Here is a 25,145-nt window from a genome sequence, read left to right on the forward strand (position 1 = left end):
CACTAATAACTTGATAAAGCTCCAGTATTGGAATTCCAAGAAAGAAAATCGTAGGATACTCGTGACTACAGGTGTGACTGCTTGATTGGAAAGCCACCAAATAAGGTGGCTCTTCGCATATGAAAAAATCGAGTTGATATAATCTAGAAAGTGGCTTTGATACCTAGAACGACGCCAGTCTGGCTTTGATCTTCACTATTACCAGCAACCTCAAAATAAGCAGTGGTCTTCGGTGCTAAGCTATAACCAGCATTTACATACCAAGAATCTACATCTTCTATATCGGAATGATCAATATCAGCAATATTGTAGCCTGCAGCAAACAACCACTTATTCATCATATAATCTGCAGCCAGATAAATGTTATCACGCTTTATATCTGTGCCAGGTTGAGAGATATCCCCGTCAACAGTATAGTAAGCTATTGCTAAATTTGTATTTTCTATCCCGGAAAAGCGAGCTTCCAGAGCAAGTAAAGACTCTTTAGCTGCAAAATTGTCTGCATCGATATCACCATACGCAACAGAAAAGTCTAAGCTGCCTGCTCGAAAGCCAACTCTCGCATCAGCGTATGAGCCATGCTCCCCTATTTTTTCAAAATTTCCATTCTTGTCTTGAGCGTAGGAAAGAGTGCCGTAGAACATACCAGTGTCCATATCATAACGAACCATTTCATCACCGCAGAACAAGCTCTCATCAGCATGTAAAAAACTATTTTCGCCTAATTGGTAATCTGAACTGATCCCCACATCGTCTAAGGCACCGCAAGTACGGCCAATCCGTAGAGAGCCTAAGGATTGAGAGTGAAGTGTAAGGTAGACATCACCAATGCTGCCAGTATTGTCGCTGGAGCCCTCAAACTCCCAGTGACCACTGAGCTGAAGATCATCATTGATAGTGTAGTTAACATCAAAACCAAAGTCTGCATCATCAACTCTCCTTTTGAATGGAGAGTTATCTGAAATTGCTCTTTCATGAACAACTTCTAGTTTACCTTGGAGGTTCACTTTGATCCCATCATGGTTGTAAACTTCGAGACCAGCCTGAGCAGAACTTGCTGCCATAACGCCTAGAGCTACTAGAGTTTTTTTCATAATAATCCACTGCCTTTTTTCGTATGGGAATCCCTTATTTGGCTCCCTGATATGTTTTTTCGATGATAATGATAGTAGCAGTTCAATCTTTTGTCGATGCCGCCATCTCTAAAATCCCGGTGCTTAGCTTGCAAAAGATCCTTTCGACTGTCAAATAATCTAGAAAATCGTGTAAAAAAAATAAAAAACTTTAAATATCATAATATTATATTTTTTTTACTATCACTTTTAAGGCTATAAAGAATTTACTGAAAATGAAGAGAGAATAAAAAAATAGATTTTTATTTCAAAAACAAATCTATAAATGTTTATTTTAAGATTTAAACACTTTAAATATTCGTTATATGGAGATATATCTATTTTTTTCTAGCAAATAGAATATAAATTTACGATGATTAATTTTTTTGTGAACTAGATCTATATTTGTCTGAAAAAATTAATTTCATATAGTGAGTGTGGTCTAAAAATATTTATTATTGCATTGCTTTTGAATGAAAAACTCAGTTATATCAATGAAAAGCAATTGATAATCTATATCAAAAATAGGAAATTTTTTTTGGCAATTACTGTAAACCGAATCGTATTTTCTTTATTTATGGCTGAAATAATTGGTACGGATGTTGGAATTTCTTAGCTCACTTGATAGTGATTCTTAATTTAGTAGTTAGTACGCATTTAAATAGTAATTTTTACAGTTATACCTGGAAGGATAGGTGCTGAAAAGACAGGTTAGTTTGTTACATTATTTTTTTCTAAGAATGAATCCAAAAGCTATATTGACATTTAAAATTTGCACTTGATCTCCTAGAATTTATTTACATTTAGTAGATTTTTGCAAAATAAATCGTCATAAGTGCTCCTTTAACCAGATTTGTACAAATCGCATAGCTTCTGGTAGTGCCTTTACGTCGATGCCTTCCGCTTGCGCTACATTAGAGCGACCACCTCCTTTCCCTCCTATCTTAGGCGCAACTATATCGACTAATTCATTAGCTTTTACTTTGTAAAATAGATCTTTAGTTACGCTAGAAATCAAGCAAATTTTTTTGTCTGTTACACTCGCTAGCAGAATTATTCCGTTTCCAATTTGGTTTTGAATTTTGTTGACTATGAGGTGTAAGCTTTTTTTATCTATTTCCTCAAGTGTAGCAACGAGTACGTTAGCTCCAGAAATTTGTTTCACCTTATTTACTATATTCGAACTTTCTTTCAAAGCAATTTTTTCCTTCATTTGTTGAATTTCTTTTTTAAGGACTTTTGCTTCGTTTATAGATTTGAGAATTCTTTTTTCAAACGCACAATTCTTATCATCAATTATATCAAGAGCGACTTCCCCTGTTGAGGCCTCAATACGACGAATGCCCGAGGCGATACTGCGTTCCGAAGTGATCTTGAATAGTCCGATATTGCCAGTATTTGATGCATGTGTACCGCCACATAGTTCTTTTGAAAAGTCACCCATTGATACTACTCGAACTTCTTTATCATATTTTTCTCCGAATAAGGCTATAGCACCTTTCTTTTTTGCTAATTCAATATCCATAATATCGGTTTGAATATCATGACTATGGCGTATTTGTGTATTGACTATTCGTTCAACTTTTTTCAATTCGCTTTGAGTAATTGAAGAGAAATGAGAAAAATCGAAGCGGAGGCCGCTTGGTTTGACCAGTGAACCTTTTTGAACAACGTGCCCACCTAATACTATGCGTAGTGCAGAGTGCAATAGATGTGTTGCTGAATGATTTAAACAAACCGAATCTCTACGCTTAACGTCCACTTTGGCAAGGACTGTATTGCCTTGAGTTAGCTCACCCCTAATTGTCATACCATAATGAGCGACGACATTGCCTAGTTTTTGAGTATCTTCTACTTTAAATAAAGCAGAATCTGATTGTATTATGCCTGAATCGCCACACTGACCACCTGACTCAGCATAAAAAGGACTCTTTTCTAAAATAACAATTGCTTTGTCATTGGCAGATAATAACTCAACTTTTTCGCCTTCTAGAAAAATCGCGGTTATGAAAGTATTGCTTTTTGTCGTTGTGTAACCACAAAAAGTGGTATTTTCACCAATTTTTATAATTGAACTATAGTCAACGCTAAATTGATTTGCCGCACGAGCACGTTTTTGCTGTTCTTCCATAGCTTTTTTAAAGCCTTTCTCGTCAATAGATAATTTACGCTCTTTAGCGATGTCATTGATTAAATCTACAGGGAAACCATAGGTGTCATAAAGCTTAAATATTGTTTTACCTTCCAGAACGTTACTATTAAGATTGTCGATAGTGTTATTAAGCATTATTGTACCGCGTTCTAAAGTATAGCTAAAATTTTCTTCTTCAGTACGCAGTATATTTTCAATAATTTGCTGTTGTTTCTTAAGCTCTTCCCCAGCCCTTCCCATCACTTCAGAAAGAATTTGCACTAATTTGTAGAAAAATGGACTTTTTGCTCCTAATTTATTACCGTGACGAGCTGCGCGGCGGATAATACGACGTAATAAGTAGCCACGACCTTCGTTTGAAGGTATGACGCCATCAATAATTAGAAACGAACAAGAACGAATATGATCCGCAATGACATGCAATGATTGGTTTGGAAAATTGTTAAAGTCTATTGTTTCTGCAATAGCTTTAATCAATTTTTGAAAAATATCAATTTCGTAGTTTGAATGAACCCCTTGCATTATTGCAGAAACCCGTTCAATTCCCATGCCTGTATCAACTGAGGGTTTAGGTAGTAGTTCTATGTTACCGTTTTCACAACGATTGAACTGCATAAATACGTTATTCCAAATTTCAATAAACCGATCGCCGTTCTCTTCAGGAGCACCAGGGCGATTTCCTGAAATATGTTTACCATGATCATAAAAAATTTCAGTACAGGGACCACAAGGGCCAGTATCGCCCATTTGCCAGAAATTGTCTGATTCATACGAGATATTGTTTTTATTACCAATACAAATGATACGATCTTTAGGTATACCTATTTTTTTATTCCAAATCTTGAATGTTTCTTTGTCTGTTTGATAAGTAGTGATAAGCAAGCGATCTTTAGAAAGTTTCAAAATTTCTGTTAAAAATTCCCATGCATAAGAAATTGCATCTTCTTTGAAATAGTCCCCAAAACTAAAGTTGCCTAACATTTCAAAAAAAGTATGATGGCGAGCAGTGAATCCTACATTTTCAAGATCATTATGCTTACCACCTGCGCGTAAACAACGTTGAGCTGTAGCAGCCCGAACATAAGGAGGTTTTTCCAGGCCTAAAAAATAGTTTTTGAATTGATTCATACCTGAATTAGTAAAGAGCAAAGTTGAATCATTATGCGGAATTAATGATGAACTATCTACGATTGTGTGTCCTTTATCTTCAAAAAAATTAAGGAATGTATCACGAATCTCATTTGTGCTCATATACAACATGTAGTTCTTCCTGGAGGAAATATTATAGTTAAAATTCAGCTTTCATTATACACTTAAACCGATTTAAGAGCTACCAGAGTTATTGTTTATAACAGCAAGTTTCTTTTAGAACATTGGATATATTTAGTTAGGAATTTTTTCTGAAGAATTCAGTTTTTTAAAAATAATACGTAGAACGAAGTCATGTAATTAATTTATCTACAATGACACTTTTGATGCTAAATTAAGAGTCCGCGATAAAATAGATTGTTGTGTATTTAATGCAAAATTACTTTTAAGATGCAATGAGGAACTTAATAATGAAAATCATAAGTTTTAATATTAACGGATTGCGGGCCAGATTGCATCAACTAAAGGCAATCATAGATAGGCATGAACCTGATGTAATCGGATTACAAGAAACTAAGGTACGGGATGAGATGTTTCCAGTAGCGGATGTTGAAGCCATGGGTTATACGGCTTATTGCTATGGACAAAAAGCTCACTATGGTGTTGCACTGTTATGTAAAAACAAAGCATTATCAATTCAGAAGGGTTTTCCCACTGATAGTGAAAAGCATCAAAAACGCGTGCTTATAGCAACGTTTGAAAATAACCAAGGTGAACAAGTTACGGTACTTAACGGCTATTTCCCTCAAGGTGATAATATCGCTCATGAGAGAAAATATGCTTATAAACGTCAATTTTTCATTGATCTAATGAATTATTTAAATACTTATCACAGCAACAAGCAACAATTAATTATCATGGGTGATGTTAATATTAGTCCGATTGATATTGATATTGGTATTGGTGAATCAAATCGTAAGCGCTGGTTAAAAATTGGTAAGTGTTCATTTCAGCCAGAAGAACGGAATTGGTTAAAGAGATTGTTTGATTGGGGTTTTCAAGATACGTTTCGTAATCTATATCCTAAAGTAGAGAATCAATACTCGTGGTTTGATTACCGTTCTCGTGGTTTTGAGGATAATCGAGGGTTACGTATAGATCTTATTCTGGCGACTCCGTCACTTGCAAAGAAATGTATTGAAGTGGGTATTGATTATGAGCTTAGAGGTATGGAGAAGTCATCTGACCATGCGCCTATTTGGTCTGTATTCGAGTAATATTTAAATTGTTGAATCCTAATGATGTGGTAACAACGCGTTTGATTTTTTTGTTATGATATAGTTGATGATATCTCTTAACCTAGAGGTGTATTACCCTATGCGTAATAATACTATATTTTGGAACGAGTTTTGAATGCAGGTGTCTATAATTATATGGCAACTTACGTTTTCAATGACTTAGTAGTATTTAGAAATAAATTTCTGATCAGTTTTAAGGAACAGTCGTGTAGTCATATATGAGAACGTGTACAGATGATTGCATTAATGACTGTTGATTTGATTTTAGCCAAGGGAAAGAGGTTTTATTAGTATTTTGGCTAGCTGCAACTTGATAGTGTTAAGTTAAGGTGGGTTTGGTTAATTTAAATACAATTCGGAAAGCATAAAAACAAGAAAGCATTAAGTGAGTTGAAAGGATGAATAGCGCAGCTTCATTATGTAAAGCATTGAGTATATGTTGTGTGATCAGTTTCGTTTCAGTTAGAGTGTTAGATGAAGAAGGTAAGAAAAAGAAAATACTGTATGACGTAGAATCCGATCAAATCGCCTTCAGTAAAAAAGGTTGCAATCGAAGCCAAGGTTTCCTTGATGCTACAAATTAATTACCCTGAAATTTTACCAATTAGTAAGATAAAAAGTAATATTAGCACAGCAATTAAAGAGCATCAGGTCGTTATTGTTGCGGGTGATACTGGTTCTGGTAAAACGACTCAGTTGCCTAAAATTTGCTTGGAGTCTAGTTGTGGAAAATTTGGTTTAATTGGTCATACTCAACCACGTCGCCTTGCTGCGCGTTCTGTGGCGAGTCGTATTGCAAAAGAGATGGGAAGTCAATTGGGTGAATATGTTGGCTATAAAGTTCGATTTGATGAGCAAGTTTCTGGAAAAACAAAAATAAAATTGATGACAGATGGTGTTCTGTTAGCTGAAATACAGCATGATCGTTTTTTAAAGCGCTATGATACAATAATCATTGATGAAGCACATGAGCGTAGCCTTAATATTGATTTTATTTTAGGTTACCTGAAGACTATAATACCACGTCGTCCAGATCTAAAAGTCATTATCACCTCAGCGACAATTGACCTTGAACGTTTTTCTCAATACTTTGACGGTGCACCGATAATTAAAGTATCCAGTTCTACTTATCCAGTAGAAACACGTTATCGCCCGATTTGTGATGAGCATTCTTCCACTAAAAATCAGCTTGAAGGGCTTTTTGAATCAATAGATGAGCTTTGCCATGAAGGAGAGGGCGACATTCTTATTTTTATGAATGGTGAACGTGAGATTCATGATACTGCAGATGCACTCCGAAAACGTAATTTGCTTGATGTTGAAATTGTTTCCTTGTATGCACGTTTATCTTCAGATGAACAAAATAAGATTTTTCAATTGCACTCAGTTCGTCGTATTGTCTTAGCTACTAATATTGCTGAAACTTCTTTAACTGTACCAGGTATTAAATATGTGATTGATCCGGGTACAGCGCGTATCAGCTATTATAGTTATCGTGCTAAAATACAGCGTTTGCCGATCGAACCAATATCTCAAGCAAGTGCAAATCAACGTAGGGGTCGTTGTGGTCGTACTGCGAAGGGGGTTTGTATTCGTTTGTACTCTGAAAAGGATTTTGATTCACGTCCAGAGTTTACTATTCCTGAAATTTTGCGCACTAATTTAGCAGAAGTTATCTTGAAAATGGCAACTTTAGGGTTAGGCGATATTCAGAAGTTTCCATTTATTGAAGCTCCAAATAAACGCAATATCCAAGATGGTGTTCGATTGCTCGAAGAATTAGGTGCAATTAAATTCGTATCCGGAAGCAATAATCTTCATGGCTATAACGTAGATGCAAATCTTACTTTAATTGGTCGTCAGCTAGCTTGTTTGCCAATCGATCTTCGTTTCGCACGCATGGTGCTAGAAGCCTCCAAACATAGTTGTTTAAAAGAGTTGATGATCATTGTTTCTGCGTTGTCAATCCAAGACCCACGTGAGTGGCCGTCAGATAAGAAAAAATTATCTGATGAGAGACATCGTCGCTTTTTTCATGCACAGTCAGATTTTTTGACTTTTGTGAATTTATGGAGGTATATCCATAAACAAAAAAAAATTTTGACGGGCAATCAGTTTCGTAAACAATGCAAACGAGATTTTCTCAATTGCTCGCGTGTATGTGAGTGGCAGGATGTTTATTTACAGATTTCTCAAGCTATGAATCTAATGAATTTTAGACTAAATGAGCAAGAGGGTAGCTACTCAAGCGTGCATATTTCTATTTTATCTGGTGCATTATCTTATGTTGGTATAAAAGATCAAAGAAAAAATGAATATAAAGGTGTTCGCAATATAAAGTTTTGTATTTTTCCTACATCTGGTTTATTTAAAAAACAGCCCAAGTGGATTGTATCTGCTGAATTGCTAGAAACCTCAAAACTTTGGGGACATATTGTTGCCCAAATTCAACCTGACTGGATTAAGGTAGTGGCGGAGCATTTGCTCAAACGCAGTTACAGCGAACCTCATTGGTTGAAGAAGTATGCTGCGGTTTTTGCTTACGAAAGAGTGATGCTCTATGGATTGATTATTTGTCCTAAAAGTTTAGTCAACTATGGTAGCATAAATGCGGCATTAAGTCGTAAAGTTTTTATCCGCAGTGCACTTCTAGACGGTGATTGGAAAAGTGAGCATGCGTTCCTCGATAAAAACCGCAAACTTTTACGAGAAGTCGAGGAGCTTGAGCATAAATCGCGTTGCCGAAATATTTTGGTTGACGATGATCAACTGTTCGATTTTTATGATCGGCGACTGGCTAAGGAAGTGGTGTCTGGTCGTCATTTTGATGAGTGGTGGGGACGAGTATCAAAACATGATAGCAAATTACTGAATTTTGAAAAAGAAATGTTGTTTAAGAGTGATGCAGATTACATTACTATTTCCAATTATCCGAACTTTTGGTATCAGAACGATTTCAAACTCAAGTTAAGTTATCGCTTCGAACCTGGAAGTCAGGGCGACGGTGTTACAGTGCACATACCTATATCGGTTTTAAATCAGATTGAACCAGTAGGTTTTGATTGGCACGTTCCAGGATTGCGACGTGAGCTAGTGGTAAGCTTAATTAAGGCTTTACCTAAAACTTTACGTAAAAATTTTATTTCAGCACAGAATTATGCTGATACTTTTCTATCGTCTGTAACTTCAACAAACCGACCGTTATTAGATGTTTTAGAAAAAGAATTGCAACGCATGACTGGTGTTAAAGTGTTGCGTAGAGATTGGAATTCCAATCGGGTACCAGAGCACTTGAAGATGAAATTTTGTGTGATTGATCATCAGGGATGTAAATTAAGAGAGAGCAAAGACTTAAATTATTTGAAGAGAGATTTAAAGGATCAGATTAAAAGAACTTTATCTAAAGTAGATGATGATGGTATTGAACAACAGGGATTGAAGACTTGGAGTTTTGGTAAGTTGCCTAAAGTGTATTGGAGAAAACGCGGCGATTTTGAGTTAAAAGCTTATCCAGCGCTGGTGGATGATGGAGATAGTGTTGCAATAAAACTGTTTGCGACAGAGGAAGAGCAGATTTCAGCGATGCATTCTGGTCATTGCCGTTTGATTTTACTAAATGTCCCGTCTCCAGTTAGATATTTACATAAAATTTTATCAAATAAATCTAAATTAAGTTTGTATTTTAATCCTTATGGTAAAGTTTTAGATCTCATTGATGATTGTGTTTTTTGTAGCGTAGGAAAGTTGATCGAAGAAAAAGGTGGAGAGAGTTGGGACTTAGATAATTTTGAATTACTAAGAGAGCACGTTGCAATTGAACTTAGTCATACGGTTGTTGATGTTACTCAACAAGTGGAAAAAATTCTCATGATAGCTTCTGCCATTAATAAAACATTGAAAGATGAAATTGATTTCACTACAAAATCTGCTTTTTTAGATATAAAAACTCAGGTTGGCAGCCTAGTTTTCAGCGGGTTTGTATCTGAATACGGATGGAGACGTTTACCGGATATTTTACGTTATATGAGAGCGATTCAAAAAAGAATAGAAAAATTATCAATTGATTCACATAAAGATCGTTTACATATGCTAAAGATAGAGTCCTTAAACAATGACTACAAAAAGTTGTTACATAACATACCTAAAGGTGTAATTGTTCCCGAGAATGTGAAGGTAATACGTTGGATGATTGAGGAATTACGTGTTAGTTATTTCGCGCAACAATTAGGTACATCTTACACTGTATCAGATAAAAAAGTGAGGAGTGCGATTGAAGCATGTGGGTTGCTGAAATAACTTTTTTGTATTGTGTATAAGTTTTCGTCATTTAAAAGGAGGTTTATCGTGAAAAATATTTTGCTAGCACTAATTTTTAGTCTTGTGCCTGCTTCAGTTTTTGCGGATTCCTGGATTTATGGAGGTGTTGCGACTGGTCAATCAGATTATGGAGGTGTAAGCACGTTATCTTATAGTGTTCATGCTGGTACTGGTATTTTGCCTTTAATTGGTGTAGAAGCAGGCTATGCAAATCATGGAAAATTTAAATTAATAGATAGTGATATGGAAATTTCTTCCGTTTATTTTGCACTTAAACCAAGTCTTAATATTGGTCCGTTAGAGATATATGCTAAAGGTGGTATCCACTCTTGGAGTTTATCTTCAATAAATTTAGTAAATGGCTACAACATAATGTATGGTTTTGGTGCGGAATATGCGGTATATGGTCTTTTTTCTCTAGGCGCTAATTACATGAGTTACCAACTAGATAAAGGAAAAGAGGATGTAAGTACGTTTTCGTTTACTGCTTCATTCCATTTTCTATAATTATTTAATGTATTGTTAGTATTGAGTAGAATTAACTAAAAGTTTTTTGATGAGTAATAAAGTGTTTCTCCTTGACTTAATGCTTGTGCAGTGAAGTTAATCTTTTTATTATCAGCTGTTAGCTTGCTATGTTTGAGTTTGCAATTTGAATTGTTGAGGCCTTTTTTTGTTTGGAATCGCCATAGTATCATCTCAGGAGAATGGTGGCGGATTTTAACAGGAAGTTTCACTCATGCTAATTTTATTCATCTATGTATGAACTTAGTTGGGTTGTGGTTCATCGCAAATATCTTTAGACCTTCTCCTAGATTACTAATTCTGCTGATAATTTTCTTAGCGACGCTTATTGGTGTTGGACTTTTTTTTACTGATATAACGAATTATTCTGGTCTTTCTGGTGTTTTATATGGTGTGTTTGGGTATCTGCTTTTTCAAAAATCCTTTTTACCTTTTAAGATCAGTGCATTCTTGGTTCTTGGATTGTTTTGCAAAATTGTTTGGGAGCATACTTTAGGTGATCCAGGATTGGCCAGTTCGTTTATTGATGCCAGGATTGCTATTGAGTCACATTTGTTCGGTTTAATTGGAAGCTTCGTGCTTATATTAGTCAAATATTTTAGAAAAAAATAAAAGCACCTACCAGAAGTATATAGGTGCTCGATCTAATTTCAATTGCTAGATTAGATGATTGGACGTTGACTACGATTAACTAATTTTGCAAGTAGAGTTTCAGTTGATTGTCCAATTACATCCGCAAGTTTATCCGTAAACTTTTTCTTTTGTGAATAGTGGATAGAGAGAACAGTCTTATCTTTGCAGGCTTTAACGACGACGTCATCAGATGTTTTAATTTCATCAACTAAACCCAGTTCTTTTGCTTTAGTGCCTAACCAATGTTCACCAGTGGACACTTTGTCCAAATCAAGTTTTGGACGATGATCATTAATAAAATTCTTAAATAAGACATGAACTTCTTCGAGTTCTTCCTTAAATTTTTTACGTGCTTTATCGTTGTTTTCACCAAACATAGTCAAAGTGCGTTTGTATTCACCAGCAGTCAGTTGTTCAAATTCGATATTGTGTTTTTTAAGGAGTTTATTGAAATTTGGAAGCTGAGCTATAACACCAATTGAACCAATAACAGCAAATGGTGCCGAAATAATTTTGTCAGCAACGCATGCCATCATGTAGCCGCCGCTTGCTGCGATTTTATCCACTGATACAGTTAAAGGAAGGCCTGCTGATTTAATACGGTTTAATTGCGAAGAAGCAAGTCCATAGCCATGGATTGCACCCCCACCCGTTTCTAGGCGCAACAGAACCTCATCTCCCTTGTTTGCAACAGCTAAAATAGCTGTTACTTCTTCCCTCAAGGAAGTAACCTCCTTCGCATCTATACTGCCATTAAAATCCAGTACAAATAGATGTGGTTCGTGTTTTAAATAGCACTTTTCATGAGCAGTTTTTTTGCTCTCTTTTTTTTGCAGTTTTATTTGATCTTTCTCTCTCTTTTTTTTCGCTTTATATCGGGCTTTCATGAATACTTCATTATGCAAATGATGTTCTAATTGCTCAATTGTTTCTTTGTATTGCTCGCTTAAATTGATAATTTCTAGTTCACCTTTTATATTACTTTTATTACTGATTGCCCTTGTAATAACTATTATTGCAATAATAACAGCAACAATAGTCGCAATTTTGGCTAAAAATAGGCCGTAGTTTAAGAAAAATTCCAATGTTATTTCCTCGATCACATCCAAACTGATATATTGTAACCATCTTATTGTTAAGACTTAAAGTAGAAAATGATAATTAAAGGAATATATCGTGAATTATTTTGTTTCTTCGGAAGCTTTAAAAGATAAGGTGATTTTAGTTACTGGTTCTAGTGCTGGTATTGGTAAGGAGGCTGCTTTTAGTTTTGCCAGTTATGGTGCTGTTGTTATTTTGCTTGGTCGCACAATTAATAGTCTGGAGAAAATTTATGATCAAATCGTATCAGCAGGATATTCCCAACCGGTTATTGTTCCTCTAGATATGAAAGGAGCAACCAAAAAAAATTATATCGATATGATTGCAATTATTGAAGATCAGTTTGGTCGTTTGGATGGTGTTTTGCAGAATGCAAGCATTCTTGGCGATCTTAGTCCATTTGAGCAAATTGGTGAAGACTCCTACGATGATGTTATGCAGATTAATGTGAAATCGCAATTTTTGCTTGTTCAGGCGGCCTTGCCTCTTCTCCGAAAATCAGATGATGCGCGTATTATTTTTACATCATCTACTGTGGGCCATAGAGGTCGTGCTTTTTGGGGACCCTATGCAATATCGAAATTTGCTACAGAGGGTATGATGCAAGTGTTGGCTGACGAATTAATTAGTACTTCCATTCGTGTTAATGCTATTAATCCTGGTAGTGTTCGTACAAGCATGCGTGCAAAAGCCTTTCCTGATGAAGACTCTAGTTTGTTGAAAGAACCTAAAGATATTATGTCGTTATACTTATATCTAATGGCTCCAGAAGGAAAGCAAGTGCATGGCCAGTGTCTCGATGCCCAGATAAAATAACTTGGTTTCAATTTTGTATTCTTAGCTATTTTTCATGTTTGTGCCTAATTTAACTAAATTGATAGCTTTCTGGTACAACTATTATACCGTTTTGAGAGATATAAAAGCGTTTTGAATCTTCGAGTTTATTGAATCCTATTTTTACATAAGGAGGTATAGTTACATGCTTATCAATGATACAATTCACAAGTTGGCAACCTTTTTCTAAGGTAACATCATCGAATAAAACACTATCAATGACAGTCGCATTATCATTAATTCGTACATTCGACGAAATTACCGAATTCTGTACTAAACCACCAGAGTTGATGACACCATTAGCGATCATTGAGTTAATAAATATTCCTTCGTTTCCAGTTACAGATGATACTGTTTTGGCGGGAGGAAACTGAGTTTCATAGGTATGGATAGGCCAATTTTGTTGATACAAGTTCATAGGTGGAATTGGTTTTAGAAGATCCATGTTCGCATTATAGAAGGAATCAATAGTGCCTATATCACGCCAATAACAATTTTTAGCAACTCTACCTAGACTATTACAAAATTTATAGGCATGAACATTTTGTTTTTTGATTAAGAGTGGTATAATATCCCTCCCGAAGTCATGGCTTGACTGGCTGTTTTCAGAATCTTCAATTAACGCACTATATAGCGTGTCCATATTAAAGACATATATTCCCATTGATACTAAACTTCTATTAACGTCGTTTCGGATGGATGGAGGATTTACAGGTTTTTCAATAAAAGAGATTATTTGATTTTGATTATTTGTTGTCAAAACACCAAATGAAACTGCTTCGTTTTTTGCCATGTCCATACAAGCTACCGTTACCTCGGCACCTTCGGACTTATGTTGCTTAAGCATGGGCATGTAGTCCATACGATAGATATGATCTCCGGAAAGTATGATAACATACTCAGCATGACTACGAGAGAGTAACCACAAGTTATGATAAATAGCGTCAGCTGTGCCTTCATACCATTTATTACCTCTGCACATTTGTGGTGGAATTACTGATATGTATTCTCCTAGTTCTGAATTAAATACCGACCATCCATCACGCAAGTGTTTTTGTAATGAGTAGGATTTATATTGCGTGAGGACTAATATGCGCCGCAAGCCAGAATGTAAACAGTTGGTGAGTGTAAAATCGATGATACGATATTTCCCTCCAAAAGGAACAGCAGGTTTAGCACGATGGTTGGTAAGTGGAGTGAGTCGGGAACCGACTCCACCAGCTAGTATGATGGTCAATGTTTCTTGCATCTACATTTACCTTTTCAACATAAATTATATATGAGCTAATCGTTTACAATAGAGGGTAGTACAAGATTTAAGGCAAGAAAAATTTTTGCGTAAAATACAGAGTTGAGAAGAAGTTACATTAAAATCTTATGAAAAGATAGCAATTAAAGGTGAGATATTGTTTATCACTAAATTTTGGTTGTGATGCTTTAGCAGAGATAATGAAAATCGTAATTTACTACTCAAAACTTTTTAGTTTCACTTAATTAGTACTATCTTTAAAAGAAGAAGTTTTTTAGAAAATGTAGTGGTAAGAACCGTTTTGCATAAGACGTTTGTTATACTGTCAACAAATAAAGTCTTATGATATGCGATTATTAAGGATAGTGAGGATAAAATTGTGCTTGAAACTTACCGTAAACACGTTCAAGAGCGTGCCGAAGAGGGAGTTGTGCCTCGCCCTTTAGATGCTAATCAAGTTGCTGCACTTGTTAAGCTATTAGAAAATCCTCCTCAAGGCGAGGAAAATTTTATTTTGGATCTATTAGAAAATGCTGTTCCACCTGGTGTGGATGAGGCGGCCTATGTAAAGGCTAGTTACCTTGCTGCTGTTGCTCAAAGTGAAGTGAAATCTCCGATTATTAGTAGATTTAAAGCAGCTGAGATTTTGGGAACAATGCAAGGTGGTTATAATATTCAACCACTTATCATGTTATTAGAAAGTAGAGAACTTGCCCCAATTGCTGCTAAGGCATTATCTCACACCTTGCTTATATTTGACTATTTCTATGACATAGAAGAAAAAGCGAAAGCTGGGAATGCTTTTGCAATGCAAGTTTTAGAATCATGGGCTAATGCTGAGTGGTTTTTGTCAAAACCTAAGTTACAAAATAAAATTACTCTTACCGTATTTAGGGTATTTGGTGAAACAAACACTGATGACTTATCGCCAGCGCAAGATGCTTGGTCTCGTCCTGATATTCCACTTCATGCTTTAGCAATGTTGAAAAATGACCGCGAAGGGATCCATCCAGATCGTCCAGGGGTTATTGGTCCCATTAAGCAAATTAAATCGTTGAAGGAAAAAGGTCATCAATTAGTCTATGTAGGTGATATTGTTGGCACCGGATCTTCACGTAAATCTGCTGCAAATTCGGTACTTTGGTTTATAGGTGATAATATTCCCAATGTACCTAACAAGCGTACTGGCGGTTATGTGTTTGCTGGTAAAATCGCGCCTATTTTCTTTGATACAATGAAGGATTCTGGTGCTTTGCCGATTGAATTGAACGTTACTAAATTAAATATGGGGGAGACTATTGATCTTTATCCATTAGAAGGTAAAGTTTGTACCCACAATAGTGCTGAAGTTTTAGCTGAATTTACTCTAAGAACTGATACTCTTCTTGACGAAGTGCAAGCAGGTGGGCGTATTCCGCTTATTATTGGACGTGGTCTCACAGATAGAGCACGTCAATCTTTAGGTATGGAATCATCAGATGTTTTTTGTGGTGCTGCTATTGGAGTTAAAAATTTTAATAAAAAAGGCTATACTCTCGCTCAAAAGATGGTTGGTAAAGCATGCGGTGTAGAGGGAATACGTCCTGGTGCTTATTGCGAACCTAAGATGACGACAGTAGGTTCTCAAGACACTACAGGTCCTATGACACGTGATGAATTAAAAGATCTTGCATGTATTGGTTTTTCTGCAGATTTAGTTGTGCAATCATTCTGTCATACATCAGCTTATCCTAAACCAGTAGATATAGATACACATCATACATTACCCGATTTTATTATCAACCGCTCAGGCGTGTCTCTACGTCCAGGAGATGGCGTTATTCATTCTTGGTTAAATCGTATGCTTTTGCCAGACACTGTCGGTACAGGTGGCGACTCACATACTCGCTTCCCATTGGGTATTTCTTTTCCTGCTGGATCTGGTTTGGTTGCATTTGCAGCTGCAACTGGCGTTATGCCGTTAGATATGCCTGAGTCTGTTCTTGTACGTTTTAAAGGCAACATGCAAGCAGGCATCACGTTGCGTGATCTAGTTCATTCCATCCCTTACTATGCTATAAAGCAAGGGCTGCTTACTGTAGGAAAAAGAGGTAAAATAAATGAATTTTCTGGTCGAATATTAGAAGTTGAAGGCGTTGAACATTTATCCGTTGAGCAAGCATTTGAATTATCTGATGCATCTGCAGAGAGATCGGCTTCAGGTTGCACGATCAAATTATCTCTAAAATCTATTGAAGAGTATCTAAATTCGAATATCGTCATGCTCAAGTGGATGATAGCGGAAGGTTACGGTGATCGTCGTGCGATTGAACGCCGTATTGTTTCTATGCAGGAATGGTTGTTAAGCCAAGAGCTTATGAGTGCTGATAATAATGCGGAGTACAGACATATAATTGATATTAATTTAGCTGATATTAATGAACCGATTCTTTGCGTGCCAAACGATCCTGATGACGTTCGTTTGCTTTCTGATATTCAAGGCACAAAGATCGATGAGGTGTTTATTGGTTCCTGTATGACTAATATTGGACATTTTCGTGCAGCAGGAAAATTATTAGAAAAATTTCATGGTCAATTAGATACTCGTTTATGGATTGCACCACCAACTAAAATGGATAAAGATCAGCTAATGAAAGAAGGTTACTATAGTATCTTTGGTCGTGTCGGAGCGCGAATAGAAACACCAGGTTGTTCGTTGTGTATGGGAAATCAAGCTCGTGTGGCTGATAAAGCGACAGTTATATCAACTTCGACACGTAATTTCCCAAATCGTTTAGGAACGGATGCCAATGTATATTTGGCTTCCGCTGAAGTTGCATCTGTTAGCGCAATTCTTGGACGTATTCCAACCAAGAAAGAATACTTGGAATATACAAAACAAATAGACACAAATGCATCTGATATCTACCGTTATCTTAATTTTCATCACATGCGAGAATATGTTAGTAAAGCCGACGCCGTAATATTTCAGGAACCAGTAAAATAATGTAGTATAGCTTGCTGGCTTTGCCATTACTTGAAGAGTTTTATACTAAATATATTAAAGGATTTTAAGCAAGCAAGATGACTTTTTCTTTAATATGATAGGGAGTTTTAAAGAGGAATCGTTGTTTAGATGCATATTATCGGACATATAAATAAAAAGATGCTCAGAGTCTACATTTGAATATTATTACTCATAAAAAACACAATATTTCATTTAAGAAGATTAGTAAAAACGCGTTAAAGGTTCTTTGTCGACTCCAGAAAGCAGGTTTTGAAGTTTATTTTGTAGGTGGTGGTGTTCGAGATCTACTGCTTGAGCGAATACCGAAAGATTTTGATGTGACCACAAACGCGACACCTGAGCAAATTAAACGTTTGTTTAAAAACTGCCGATTAATTGGCCGGCGTTTCCGTTTAGCACATGTTGTATTTGGTCGGGATGTTGTTGAAGTTGCAACTTTTCGAGGTTATCATCGAAAACCAGCTAAAAGTGTGTTTGCGCAATCTAAAAAGGGTATACTCTTGCGTGATAATGTTTACGGTACGGTTAATCAGGATGCGGAGCGTCGTGATTTTACTATTAATGCGATGTATTATAGTATCAATGATTACAGCATTTATGATTACGTTGGTGGTATAGGAGATTTAGAAGATAAATTAATTCGTTTGATCGGTGATCCGAAAACTCGTTACCGAGAGGATCCTGTTCGGATATTGCGTGCTATTCGTTTTGCAGCAAAACTGAATTTCAATATTGAAAAAGATACTGCAGAGCCCATTGAAGAACTTGGTCATTTACTTCAGGACGTGTCTGCATCGCGTCTTTATGAAGAACTTTTAAAGCTATTTCAATCAGGTTATGGATTAAAAACCTGTCGTTTAATGCGTAAATACAATTTGTTTCAACATTTGTTTCCAACAATATCTGAGGATTGTGCAAATAAAGATTATTCTTCGTTTTCAGAAAGAATGCTCGATTCTGTTTTAGGTTCTACTGATCTGCGTGTAAAGAAAGGTCAAAAGATTAATCCTGCGTTTATATTTGTTGCAATGTTATGGTATCCGCTTAATGTGCTGTCTGCTCGATTGGTGAGAGAACGTAGTTTGAATCATTACGATGCCTTTATGCAAGCAAGCAATATTATTTTAAATAAGCAAATTAAGACTATTGCTATTCCGCGTCGACATATAGCGACTATTCGTGAAATTTGGCAATTGCAATTTCATCTTCCTATACGAAGTGGTAGGCGTGCTTTTCGCTTAATGAAATTAAATAAATTCCGTGCTGGGTTTGATTTTCTGGAAATGCGTGCTGAAATTGAAGGTAAAGAAATAGAGCGACTTTCTAAATGGTGGACGATATTTCAAAATGTTGGATTCAGTATGCGTCAAACAATGGTAGAGAAACTTGATGATCCTGACTCTAGGGCTTAGTTATTATCGTCAAATTGGTTAAAATCAATTAAAGTAATGGTTATTGTATATATAGGTCTAGGTAGTAATTTATTTGAACCAAAAAAGCAGGTAACTCGTGCTGTTGAAGAGCTAAAAAATCTACCGAGATCGAAATTTGTCAAAGCGTCTTCATTGTATAGCAGTAAACCGATGGGCCCGAAAGATCAACCAAATTACATTAATGCTATTGTTGCTATAGAAACTAGACTAATGCCTATCGAACTTCTAAATTACACACAGGAAATTGAAAAAAAACGAGGGCGTCTTCGTAAAAACGAACATTGGGGGCCAAGAATACTAGATTTGGATGTTATTCTTTTCGGCAATGAAACGATTAATTCTGAACGTTTAACTGTTCCACATTATGGAATAAAAGATAGAAAATTTGTTCTCTATCCTCTTTTGGAGATAGTGCCTGATTTACAACTACCTGATGGAACTAAACTACGAACTTTGCTTAAAAGTAGTTAAATTGCAGCGTCGTATTATAATTAGTGAGGAAATTTAATGAAGAAAATTACTATCAACGATCTTATAAAGTGGAAACAAAAAGGTTTGAAATTTGCTACTTCTACTGCTTACGATGCGAGTTTTGCTCAAATTTTTGAAAGTCAGGATATACCTGTATTGTTAGTGGGTGATTCACTTGGTATGGTTTTACAAGGTAAAAAAAACACCTTATCTGTAACAGTTGAGGATATTGCTTATCATACTCAATGCGTACGTACAGGAAGTCCTAATTGCTTATTAATGGCAGATATGCCATTTATGAGTTACGCAACACTAGAGCAAACGTATAAGAATGCAGCTATCTTAATGAAAGCTGGAGCAAATATGATAAAAATTGAAGGTGATAGCTGGTTAGTGAGCACTGTTCAAACACTTACAGAACGCGCTGTTCCCGTTTGTGTTCACATTGGATTAACTCCTCAATTTATTAATATTCTAGGTGGCTATAAAGTACAAGGTCGTGATCAGGAAGGTGCTGATTGCATAGTAAAAGATGCGCTTGCGTTACAGGAAGCTGGTGCTCAAATGGTATTGCTTGAGTGCGTACCGAAAGAACTTGCTGCGCGTGTTACTGATATTCTTGATATTCCGGTCATTGGCATTGGTGCAGGCAATGTGACCGACGGTCAAATTTTAGTAATGCATGATATGTTTGGTATTTCTTCAAGCCATATACCAAAATTTGCTAAAAATTTTTTAGAAGAAAATGGTGATATATGCTCTGCGGTTGCAAAATACATTGAAGAAGTTCAGAATGGTACTTTCCCGAGCGATCTGCACACGATCGCCTAGAAGAGGGGGGTATGAATATGCAGGTCTTTGCCGCCATTCTTGCTCTCCGTAATCGAATTAGACAGCTAAAGCGTGAAGATCGTAAAATTGCGCTTGTTCCAACAATGGGCAATTTGCATAAAGGTCATTTGGCATTAATACGCGAAGCTCATAAACACGCTGATATAGTCATAGTTAGTATCTTTGTTAATCCGATACAATTTGAAAGCGCAGATGATCTTAGTAACTATCCTCGTACCTTAGAAGATGACTTGAATAAACTGAGTCTTGAAGCAGTTGATTTAGTATTTACGCCAACAGCTGAAGCTATATATCCAGAGGGTTTAGATGCACGAGTTTTTATTACAGTACCAGAGTATATATTTGAAGGGGTTTCACGCCGAATTCATTTTCGTGGTGTAGCAACTATTGTAGCTAAGCTGTTTAATATTATTCAACCTGATGTAGCTTGTTTTGGAGAAAAAGATTTTCAACAGCTAGTGATAATACGCAAAATGGTTACTGATCTTTCTATGGATATTGACATTGTTAGTGTGCCAATAGTGCGTGAAATAAACGGATTAGCCATGAGTTCTCGTAATCATTTGCTTACCCAAGATGAGGTTCAGCGTGCACCAGAATTGTTTCGTGTAACGCGTTGGATTGCTAGTGTTATACGTAAAGGGCGAAGAGATTATATTTCTATTATTAAAGATGCGAACATTCGACTATGTGCTGCAGGTTTACAACCCGATCAGATTTTTATTCGTGATGCTAATATGTTGCAAATAGTTACGTCCAAATCAACCCAGGTTGTCATCTTAATGTCGGTTTTTTTGGGCAAGGTTCGTTTGATTGATAATCAAGTTGTTAAACTTTTGGAGATCAACTAAAGCATTTGTGATTAATACTAGATTATCTTTTACATTAAATGATTTAGTTTGGACGTTTTTTATGCTTCGTTAAATTAATTCAAGTGCATACATTGTTAACTGAATTATAATCTAAACAGATTTAGAGTAGGTTGGATACGTTAATTTAACTGTTAGAATAACAACGAAGAATTCATCTTATGATAAAATTGAACTATATTTTTTATTTATGCTGATCTTGACGAATCTACATAGATTTCAGGAGAGCTGACCACTCCTGTTAGTCTTCTTAGTTATGATTTAGCGGAATTTTGGATCGTTAGGATTTTTTCATGAAACGAGTCGTAATAACCGGTATGGGCATTGTTTCAAGTATCGGTAACAATATCGCAGAAGTTTTAGCTTCGCTTAAAGCGGGTGCATCTGGTATTACAGCCTCAGAGCAATTTAGGGAGAAAGGATTGCGTTCTGAAGTGTGGGGTAGCTTAAAAATGCTTCCCCAGCAGCATATTGATCGTAAGAGAATTCGCTTTATGGGTGATGCGGCAGCATTCGCATATCTTGCAATGAAGCAAGCTATAGCAGATTCTGGTTTATCTGAAGATCAAGTGTCGAATGAACGCACAGGTATTGTTGCGGGATCCGGAGGTGCCTCTTCTCTTAATCAGGTAAATGCTGCAGATACTTTACGTCAAAAAGGTGTAAAACGTGTTGGTCCCTACATGGTTCCTCGTACTATGTCTTCAACTGTTTCGGCATGTCTAGCTACGCCATTTAGGATTCGCGGTGTAAACTATTCCATGAGTTCAGCATGTGCGACTTCTGCACATTGTATTGGTCATGCGATGGAACTAATTCAACTTGGTAAGCAAGATGTAGTATTTGCAGGAGGGGGTGAAGAGCTTGATTGGTCATTAACCATGATGTTTGACGCAATGGGTGCTTTATCGACAAAGTACAATGATGCTCCTGATAAATCGTCACGTGCTTATGACACGGGTCGTGATGGTTTTGTTATTTCTGGTGGTGGTGGTATGTTGGTTGTTGAAGAATTAGAGCATGCGTTAACTCGTGACGCAAAAATTTATGGTGAGCTTGTTGGCTATGGAGCGACTTCAGATGGTTATGATATGGTAGCACCTTCAGGTGAAGGAGCAGTACGTTGTATGAAGATGGCAATGAAAAACGTTTGTAGCGTTGACTACATCAATACACACGGTACTTCGACCCCTGTTGGTGACGTGAAAGAATTGGGTGCCATACAAGAAGTATTTGATAACAAAAGCCCGGCAATCTCATCAACTAAAGCGATGACTGGTCATGCACTTGGTGCTGCGGGTGTACATGAGGTCCTTTATTCAGTTTTAATGCTAAATAATAATTTTGTTGCTCCGAGCATTAATATAGAGAACTTGGATGCGGTTGCTAAAGGTTTAGATATCGTAACTAAAACACGTAGGCAAAAATTAACGACAGTAATGTCTAACAGCTTTGGTTTTGGCGGAACTAACGCAACGCTGGTAATCCAAAAATACCAGGATTAGCATCCATATAGTTTAAGTATTATTAGATCAAATGTCAGCGAATTAAAAGTTTAGATACAAACTTCATGCAGATCCTTATTGATAAAGAAATACCTTATTCCACTCAGTTATTTAGTCATTTAGGTAGGCTGATTTTAAAGTCAGGTAGGGAATTAATTTCAGACGATTTGATTGGTGTTGAAGCATTGATAATTCGTTCGGTTACTAAGGTAGATAGAAGACTGCTAGAGAAGGCTAATCGGCTGCGTTTTGTTGGCACTGTGACAGCAGGGGTAGATCATGTAGATCAAGGATTGCTTAAGGAGAGAGGAATATTTTTTATTGCAGCATTCGGTTATAATAGGATAAGTGTTGCAGAATACGTTCTTAGTGTATTGATGGTTTTAGTGCAACAAGAGGGTTGTTCTATCTCTGATAAAATTGTAGGGATTATTGGTGCTGGACAAATTGGTTCATACTTAGCGCTGTTATTGAAGAGCATTTCTGTTGAAGTTTTGATTAATGATCCTTTAAAACAAGATGAAGGTGACATGCGTGAGTTTACAGCACTTGATGTACTTCTAAAAAAAGCTGATGTAATCACATTACACACACCAATTACTCGTCATGGAAAATATCCGACTTATCACTTAATTAACGAACAAATTCTAGATAGTTTTCGTAGTGACCAGATATTGATTAATGCGGCAAGAGGGGGAATCGTTAACAACGTTGCTTTAAAGAAACGGCTACTAAAAGGAGACGGTTTTACTGCTGTACTTGATGTATTTGAATTTGAACCAGAAATAGATATGGAGCTTCTGCCTTTACTAAAATTTGCTTCTCCCCACATAGCTGGATACAGTTTGGAAGGCAGTACCCGTGGGATTATGATGATTTTTGATGATTTCTGCAATTTTTTTCAAAAAAAAAATCAGTTAAAAACTAATGAGTTGTTTTCGTTTTCTTTAGCAAAAAAAGTTCTACTATGCGAGACTTGGGATGAGGCTATACTACACGATTTAACCCAGTTAATCTATAATGTACACAGATCCGATGGGTTGTTTCGCAGAGAAGTTCATAAGTCTAGTTTATTCGATAAAATACGTAGAAAGTACCGAAATAAAAGAGAATATAGTGCAATTACTTTAGTTGGTTGTGCTGAGTGTAATTTCCAACCATTATCTAATCTAGGTTTTAAAATTAAGGTTAATAAATAACATGTGAATTTAACGCTGTCGTTTTAGATGTAGCTAAATGTCGGAGTTCTACAAGAATGCGAGTGTTCTTTTGGAAGACTTATAACGCCTATAGTAAAACTATAAAAGCACGAAATGTTAACTGGAATTTGTTGTAAAATGAGTTTTTTGAAGAATACCGATGACCTTATATTTCATTTAAGAAAGGTTTTACAACGCAAATTTATGATGTTAATGATCAAGTTATATGGTAGGTCGTGTTTACAATAGTATTAATTATCAAAATTTTACGAATTTTTCGTTTGTGACTGGTATATGTAGGTAAAGATATTTTATCGACGCTACACAGTTTTATTTTATTGAGCAAGTATTTGAGTTTTATATGCATCAATTTTTAAAGCATTTACTGTTATTGGCTTTGCTTAAAGCTTCGATTGTCAGTGCAGTAAGTGTTCGTCTCAATGGTCCTAATAATGAAATGGAGTTATCTGCTCATTTTCCTAAGCGTCTACCTAGGTTGGAAGCGAAGGAAAGTAATGAGTTTCCTCATTTTTATGGGCCAACAACTGAACTGGATACTCTTTGGAGTATAGCAAGTAAAATTCGTCCAGAATCTAATCTAACGATACAACAGACAGTGTTTGCAATATATAAGCTTAATCCTGATATATTTGAAGATCAAAATATTCATCGTTTACGTACCGGTAGTAAGATCCGAATTCCTTCATTTGATCAGATTCGTAATACGTCTAGTGAGGAATCCACTGCAATTATAGTAGCTCATAAGGCGAAATTAGAAAGTCAAGCCGAATTGCTTAAAGCTTTATCTGAATCTGATGATGTTTCTTCTTCAAAAGACGCAGTTTATGTCCAGTCTGAACAATCGAGCACTAATTTAAAAGATGAAGACAAATTAAAGATAACTGAGGAGGAAACACCGTCGATTGTATTACAGATAAGGGGCGAGTTTATCGTATTAGCAGAGCAATACTCTCAGTTAAAATTAGCGTTAGCTAGTCTCCGATCTGAAGTAGACGCACTAAGAAATAAACTTAGCGATAACGAAGGTAGAATTCGTGATGAAATTGAAAAAGTTTTACAAGAAAAGCATAACGACTTCGCTAAAGCGCAGGAGTTTAGATTTTTATCTTTTGATCAGCTATTTTCTAATATGTGGTTTGTTACAGCTTTAGCTATTATTCCTGGATTATTCATTGGTTTAATTATTATCTTACTGACACGTTATTATTACAAACAAGGAACTTTTTCTACACAACAATCTTTTGAGCAATCAAAAGAAGCAGATGGCTTAATTTTATCAACAGGCGGAGAATTTCGTGATAGTAGTAGATCGGATATGTTGTCAGAGGCCGACATAGCTGACTTGTTAACAACAGGTAAGACATCTAGTCATCAGGAAGTTTCGTCTCTTGAATTTGAGACGAAAGTACTTAAACGAGGTGTTGAGAAATTAGAGCTAGAGCCAGAGATATCAGAGCCAGAGCCAGAGATATCAGAGC

At 36.2% G+C, this 25,145-nt stretch carries 17 protein-coding genes; 13 read left to right on the top strand and 4 right to left on the bottom strand.

The features are described 5' to 3' along the window. Window positions 1-143: 143 nt before the first annotated feature. Together CF67_RS02935 and alaS are read right to left on the bottom strand one after the other, a co-directional pair. Window positions 144-1,094, bottom strand: coding sequence for a porin (locus CF67_RS02935; RefSeq protein WP_034414201.1), 951 nt, complete (start codon window positions 1,092-1,094; stop codon window positions 144-146). Between the two features lie 847 nt (window positions 1,095-1,941). Continuing rightward, entirely contained in the window at window positions 1,942-4,521 is a 2,580-nt protein-coding gene (gene alaS, locus CF67_RS02940; protein ID WP_034414261.1) for an alanine--tRNA ligase, read from the bottom strand. A gap of 302 nt (window positions 4,522-4,823) precedes the next feature. Between alaS and xthA the strand changes: the two genes are divergently transcribed. The 4 genes from xthA to rrtA all read left to right on the top strand — a co-directional run bounded on the left by xthA (window position 4,824) and on the right by rrtA (window position 11,105). Beyond that, a complete protein-coding gene (gene xthA / locus CF67_RS02945; RefSeq protein ID WP_034414202.1) occupies window positions 4,824-5,630 on the top strand; it encodes an exodeoxyribonuclease III in 807 nt (268 codons plus the stop codon). A 540-nt stretch (window positions 5,631-6,170) separates the two neighbouring features. Further along, window positions 6,171-9,947 (top strand): ATP-dependent RNA helicase HrpA, encoded by a 3,777-nt coding sequence (hrpA, locus tag CF67_RS02950; RefSeq protein WP_278184771.1) that lies wholly within the window; start codon window positions 6,171-6,173, stop codon window positions 9,945-9,947. 48 nt (window positions 9,948-9,995) lie between these two features. After that, complete coding sequence (locus tag CF67_RS02955) at window positions 9,996-10,475, top strand: outer membrane beta-barrel protein (RefSeq protein ID WP_034414208.1); 480 nt, start codon at window positions 9,996-9,998, stop codon at window positions 10,473-10,475. Window positions 10,476-10,625: 150 nt separating this feature from the next. Beyond that, window positions 10,626-11,105: a rhombosortase gene (gene rrtA, locus CF67_RS02960; RefSeq protein WP_242633202.1), complete on the top strand. Its 480-nt coding sequence runs from the start codon at window positions 10,626-10,628 to the stop codon at window positions 11,103-11,105. A 50-nt stretch (window positions 11,106-11,155) separates the two neighbouring features. On the opposite strand, the gene sohB is transcribed toward rrtA, so the two are convergent. Continuing rightward, the gene (gene sohB, locus CF67_RS02965) at window positions 11,156-12,211 is read right to left on the bottom strand and encodes a protease SohB (RefSeq protein ID WP_034414223.1); all 1,056 of its coding nucleotides are present in this window, start codon (window positions 12,209-12,211) and stop codon (window positions 11,156-11,158) included. Window positions 12,212-12,302: 91 nt separating this feature from the next. Here sohB and CF67_RS02970 point away from each other — a divergent pair, with 91 nt between their 5' ends. Further along, on the top strand, window positions 12,303-13,043 hold the full coding sequence (locus tag CF67_RS02970; RefSeq protein ID WP_034414225.1) for a YciK family oxidoreductase: 741 nt from the start codon (window positions 12,303-12,305) through the stop codon (window positions 13,041-13,043). A 49-nt stretch (window positions 13,044-13,092) separates the two neighbouring features. Here CF67_RS02970 and glgC read toward each other — a convergent pair whose 3' ends face one another. Next, the gene (gene glgC / locus CF67_RS02975) at window positions 13,093-14,310 is read right to left on the bottom strand and encodes a glucose-1-phosphate adenylyltransferase (RefSeq protein WP_034414227.1); all 1,218 of its coding nucleotides are present in this window, start codon (window positions 14,308-14,310) and stop codon (window positions 13,093-13,095) included. A 379-nt stretch (window positions 14,311-14,689) separates the two neighbouring features. Between glgC and acnB the strand changes: the two genes are divergently transcribed. From acnB to CF67_RS03015, 8 genes are all read left to right on the top strand, one after another. Then, window positions 14,690-17,296, top strand: coding sequence for a bifunctional aconitate hydratase 2/2-methylisocitrate dehydratase (gene acnB / locus CF67_RS02980; protein WP_034414229.1), 2,607 nt, complete (start codon window positions 14,690-14,692; stop codon window positions 17,294-17,296). A 176-nt stretch (window positions 17,297-17,472) separates the two neighbouring features. Further along, window positions 17,473-18,729, top strand: coding sequence for a polynucleotide adenylyltransferase PcnB (gene pcnB / locus CF67_RS02985; RefSeq protein WP_052538080.1), 1,257 nt, complete (start codon window positions 17,473-17,475; stop codon window positions 18,727-18,729). A 36-nt stretch (window positions 18,730-18,765) separates the two neighbouring features. Next, complete coding sequence (folK, locus tag CF67_RS02990; protein WP_034414230.1) at window positions 18,766-19,221, top strand: 2-amino-4-hydroxy-6-hydroxymethyldihydropteridine diphosphokinase; 456 nt, start codon at window positions 18,766-18,768, stop codon at window positions 19,219-19,221. Between the two features lie 36 nt (window positions 19,222-19,257). Next, window positions 19,258-20,052: a 3-methyl-2-oxobutanoate hydroxymethyltransferase gene (panB, locus tag CF67_RS02995; RefSeq protein WP_034414232.1), complete on the top strand. Its 795-nt coding sequence runs from the start codon at window positions 19,258-19,260 to the stop codon at window positions 20,050-20,052. A 17-nt stretch (window positions 20,053-20,069) separates the two neighbouring features. Then, window positions 20,070-20,924, top strand: a complete 855-nt coding sequence (gene panC / locus CF67_RS03000; RefSeq protein ID WP_034414266.1) for a pantoate--beta-alanine ligase — start codon at window positions 20,070-20,072, stop codon at window positions 20,922-20,924. Between the two features lie 311 nt (window positions 20,925-21,235). Beyond that, window positions 21,236-22,447, top strand: a complete 1,212-nt coding sequence (fabB, locus tag CF67_RS03005) for a beta-ketoacyl-ACP synthase I (protein ID WP_034414235.1) — start codon at window positions 21,236-21,238, stop codon at window positions 22,445-22,447. Between the two features lie 65 nt (window positions 22,448-22,512). Beyond that, entirely contained in the window at window positions 22,513-23,646 is a 1,134-nt protein-coding gene (locus CF67_RS03010; protein WP_034414237.1) for a 4-phosphoerythronate dehydrogenase, read from the top strand. A 361-nt stretch (window positions 23,647-24,007) separates the two neighbouring features. Continuing rightward, on the top strand, window positions 24,008-25,145 hold a 1,138-nt coding region (locus CF67_RS03015; RefSeq protein ID WP_034414241.1), incomplete at its 3' end, for a FimV/HubP family polar landmark protein.

Origin of the sequence: Candidatus Photodesmus blepharonis (assembly GCF_000731795.2) — a bacterium.
GTDB classification, from domain to species: Bacteria; Pseudomonadota; Gammaproteobacteria; order Enterobacterales; family Vibrionaceae; genus Vibrio; species Vibrio blepharonis.

Bases quoted from the DNA above. Each gene is read 5' to 3' on its own strand.
- CF67_RS02935 (WP_034414201.1), bottom strand. From the start codon at position 1,094: ATGAAAAAAACTCTAGTAGCTCTAGGCGTTATGGCAGCAAGTTCTGCT.
- xthA (WP_034414202.1), top strand. From the start codon at position 4,824: ATGAAAATCATAAGTTTTAATATTAACGGATTGCGGGCCAGATTGCAT.
- folK (WP_034414230.1), top strand. From the start codon at position 18,766: ATGGTTATTGTATATATAGGTCTAGGTAGTAATTTATTTGAACCAAAA.
- glgC (WP_034414227.1), bottom strand. From the start codon at position 14,310: ATGCAAGAAACATTGACCATCATACTAGCTGGTGGAGTCGGTTCCCGA.
- CF67_RS03010 (WP_034414237.1), top strand. From the start codon at position 22,513: ATGCAGATCCTTATTGATAAAGAAATACCTTATTCCACTCAGTTATTT.
- panC (WP_034414266.1), top strand. From the start codon at position 20,070: ATGCAGGTCTTTGCCGCCATTCTTGCTCTCCGTAATCGAATTAGACAG.
- panB (WP_034414232.1), top strand. From the start codon at position 19,258: ATGAAGAAAATTACTATCAACGATCTTATAAAGTGGAAACAAAAAGGT.
- fabB (WP_034414235.1), top strand. From the start codon at position 21,236: ATGAAACGAGTCGTAATAACCGGTATGGGCATTGTTTCAAGTATCGGT.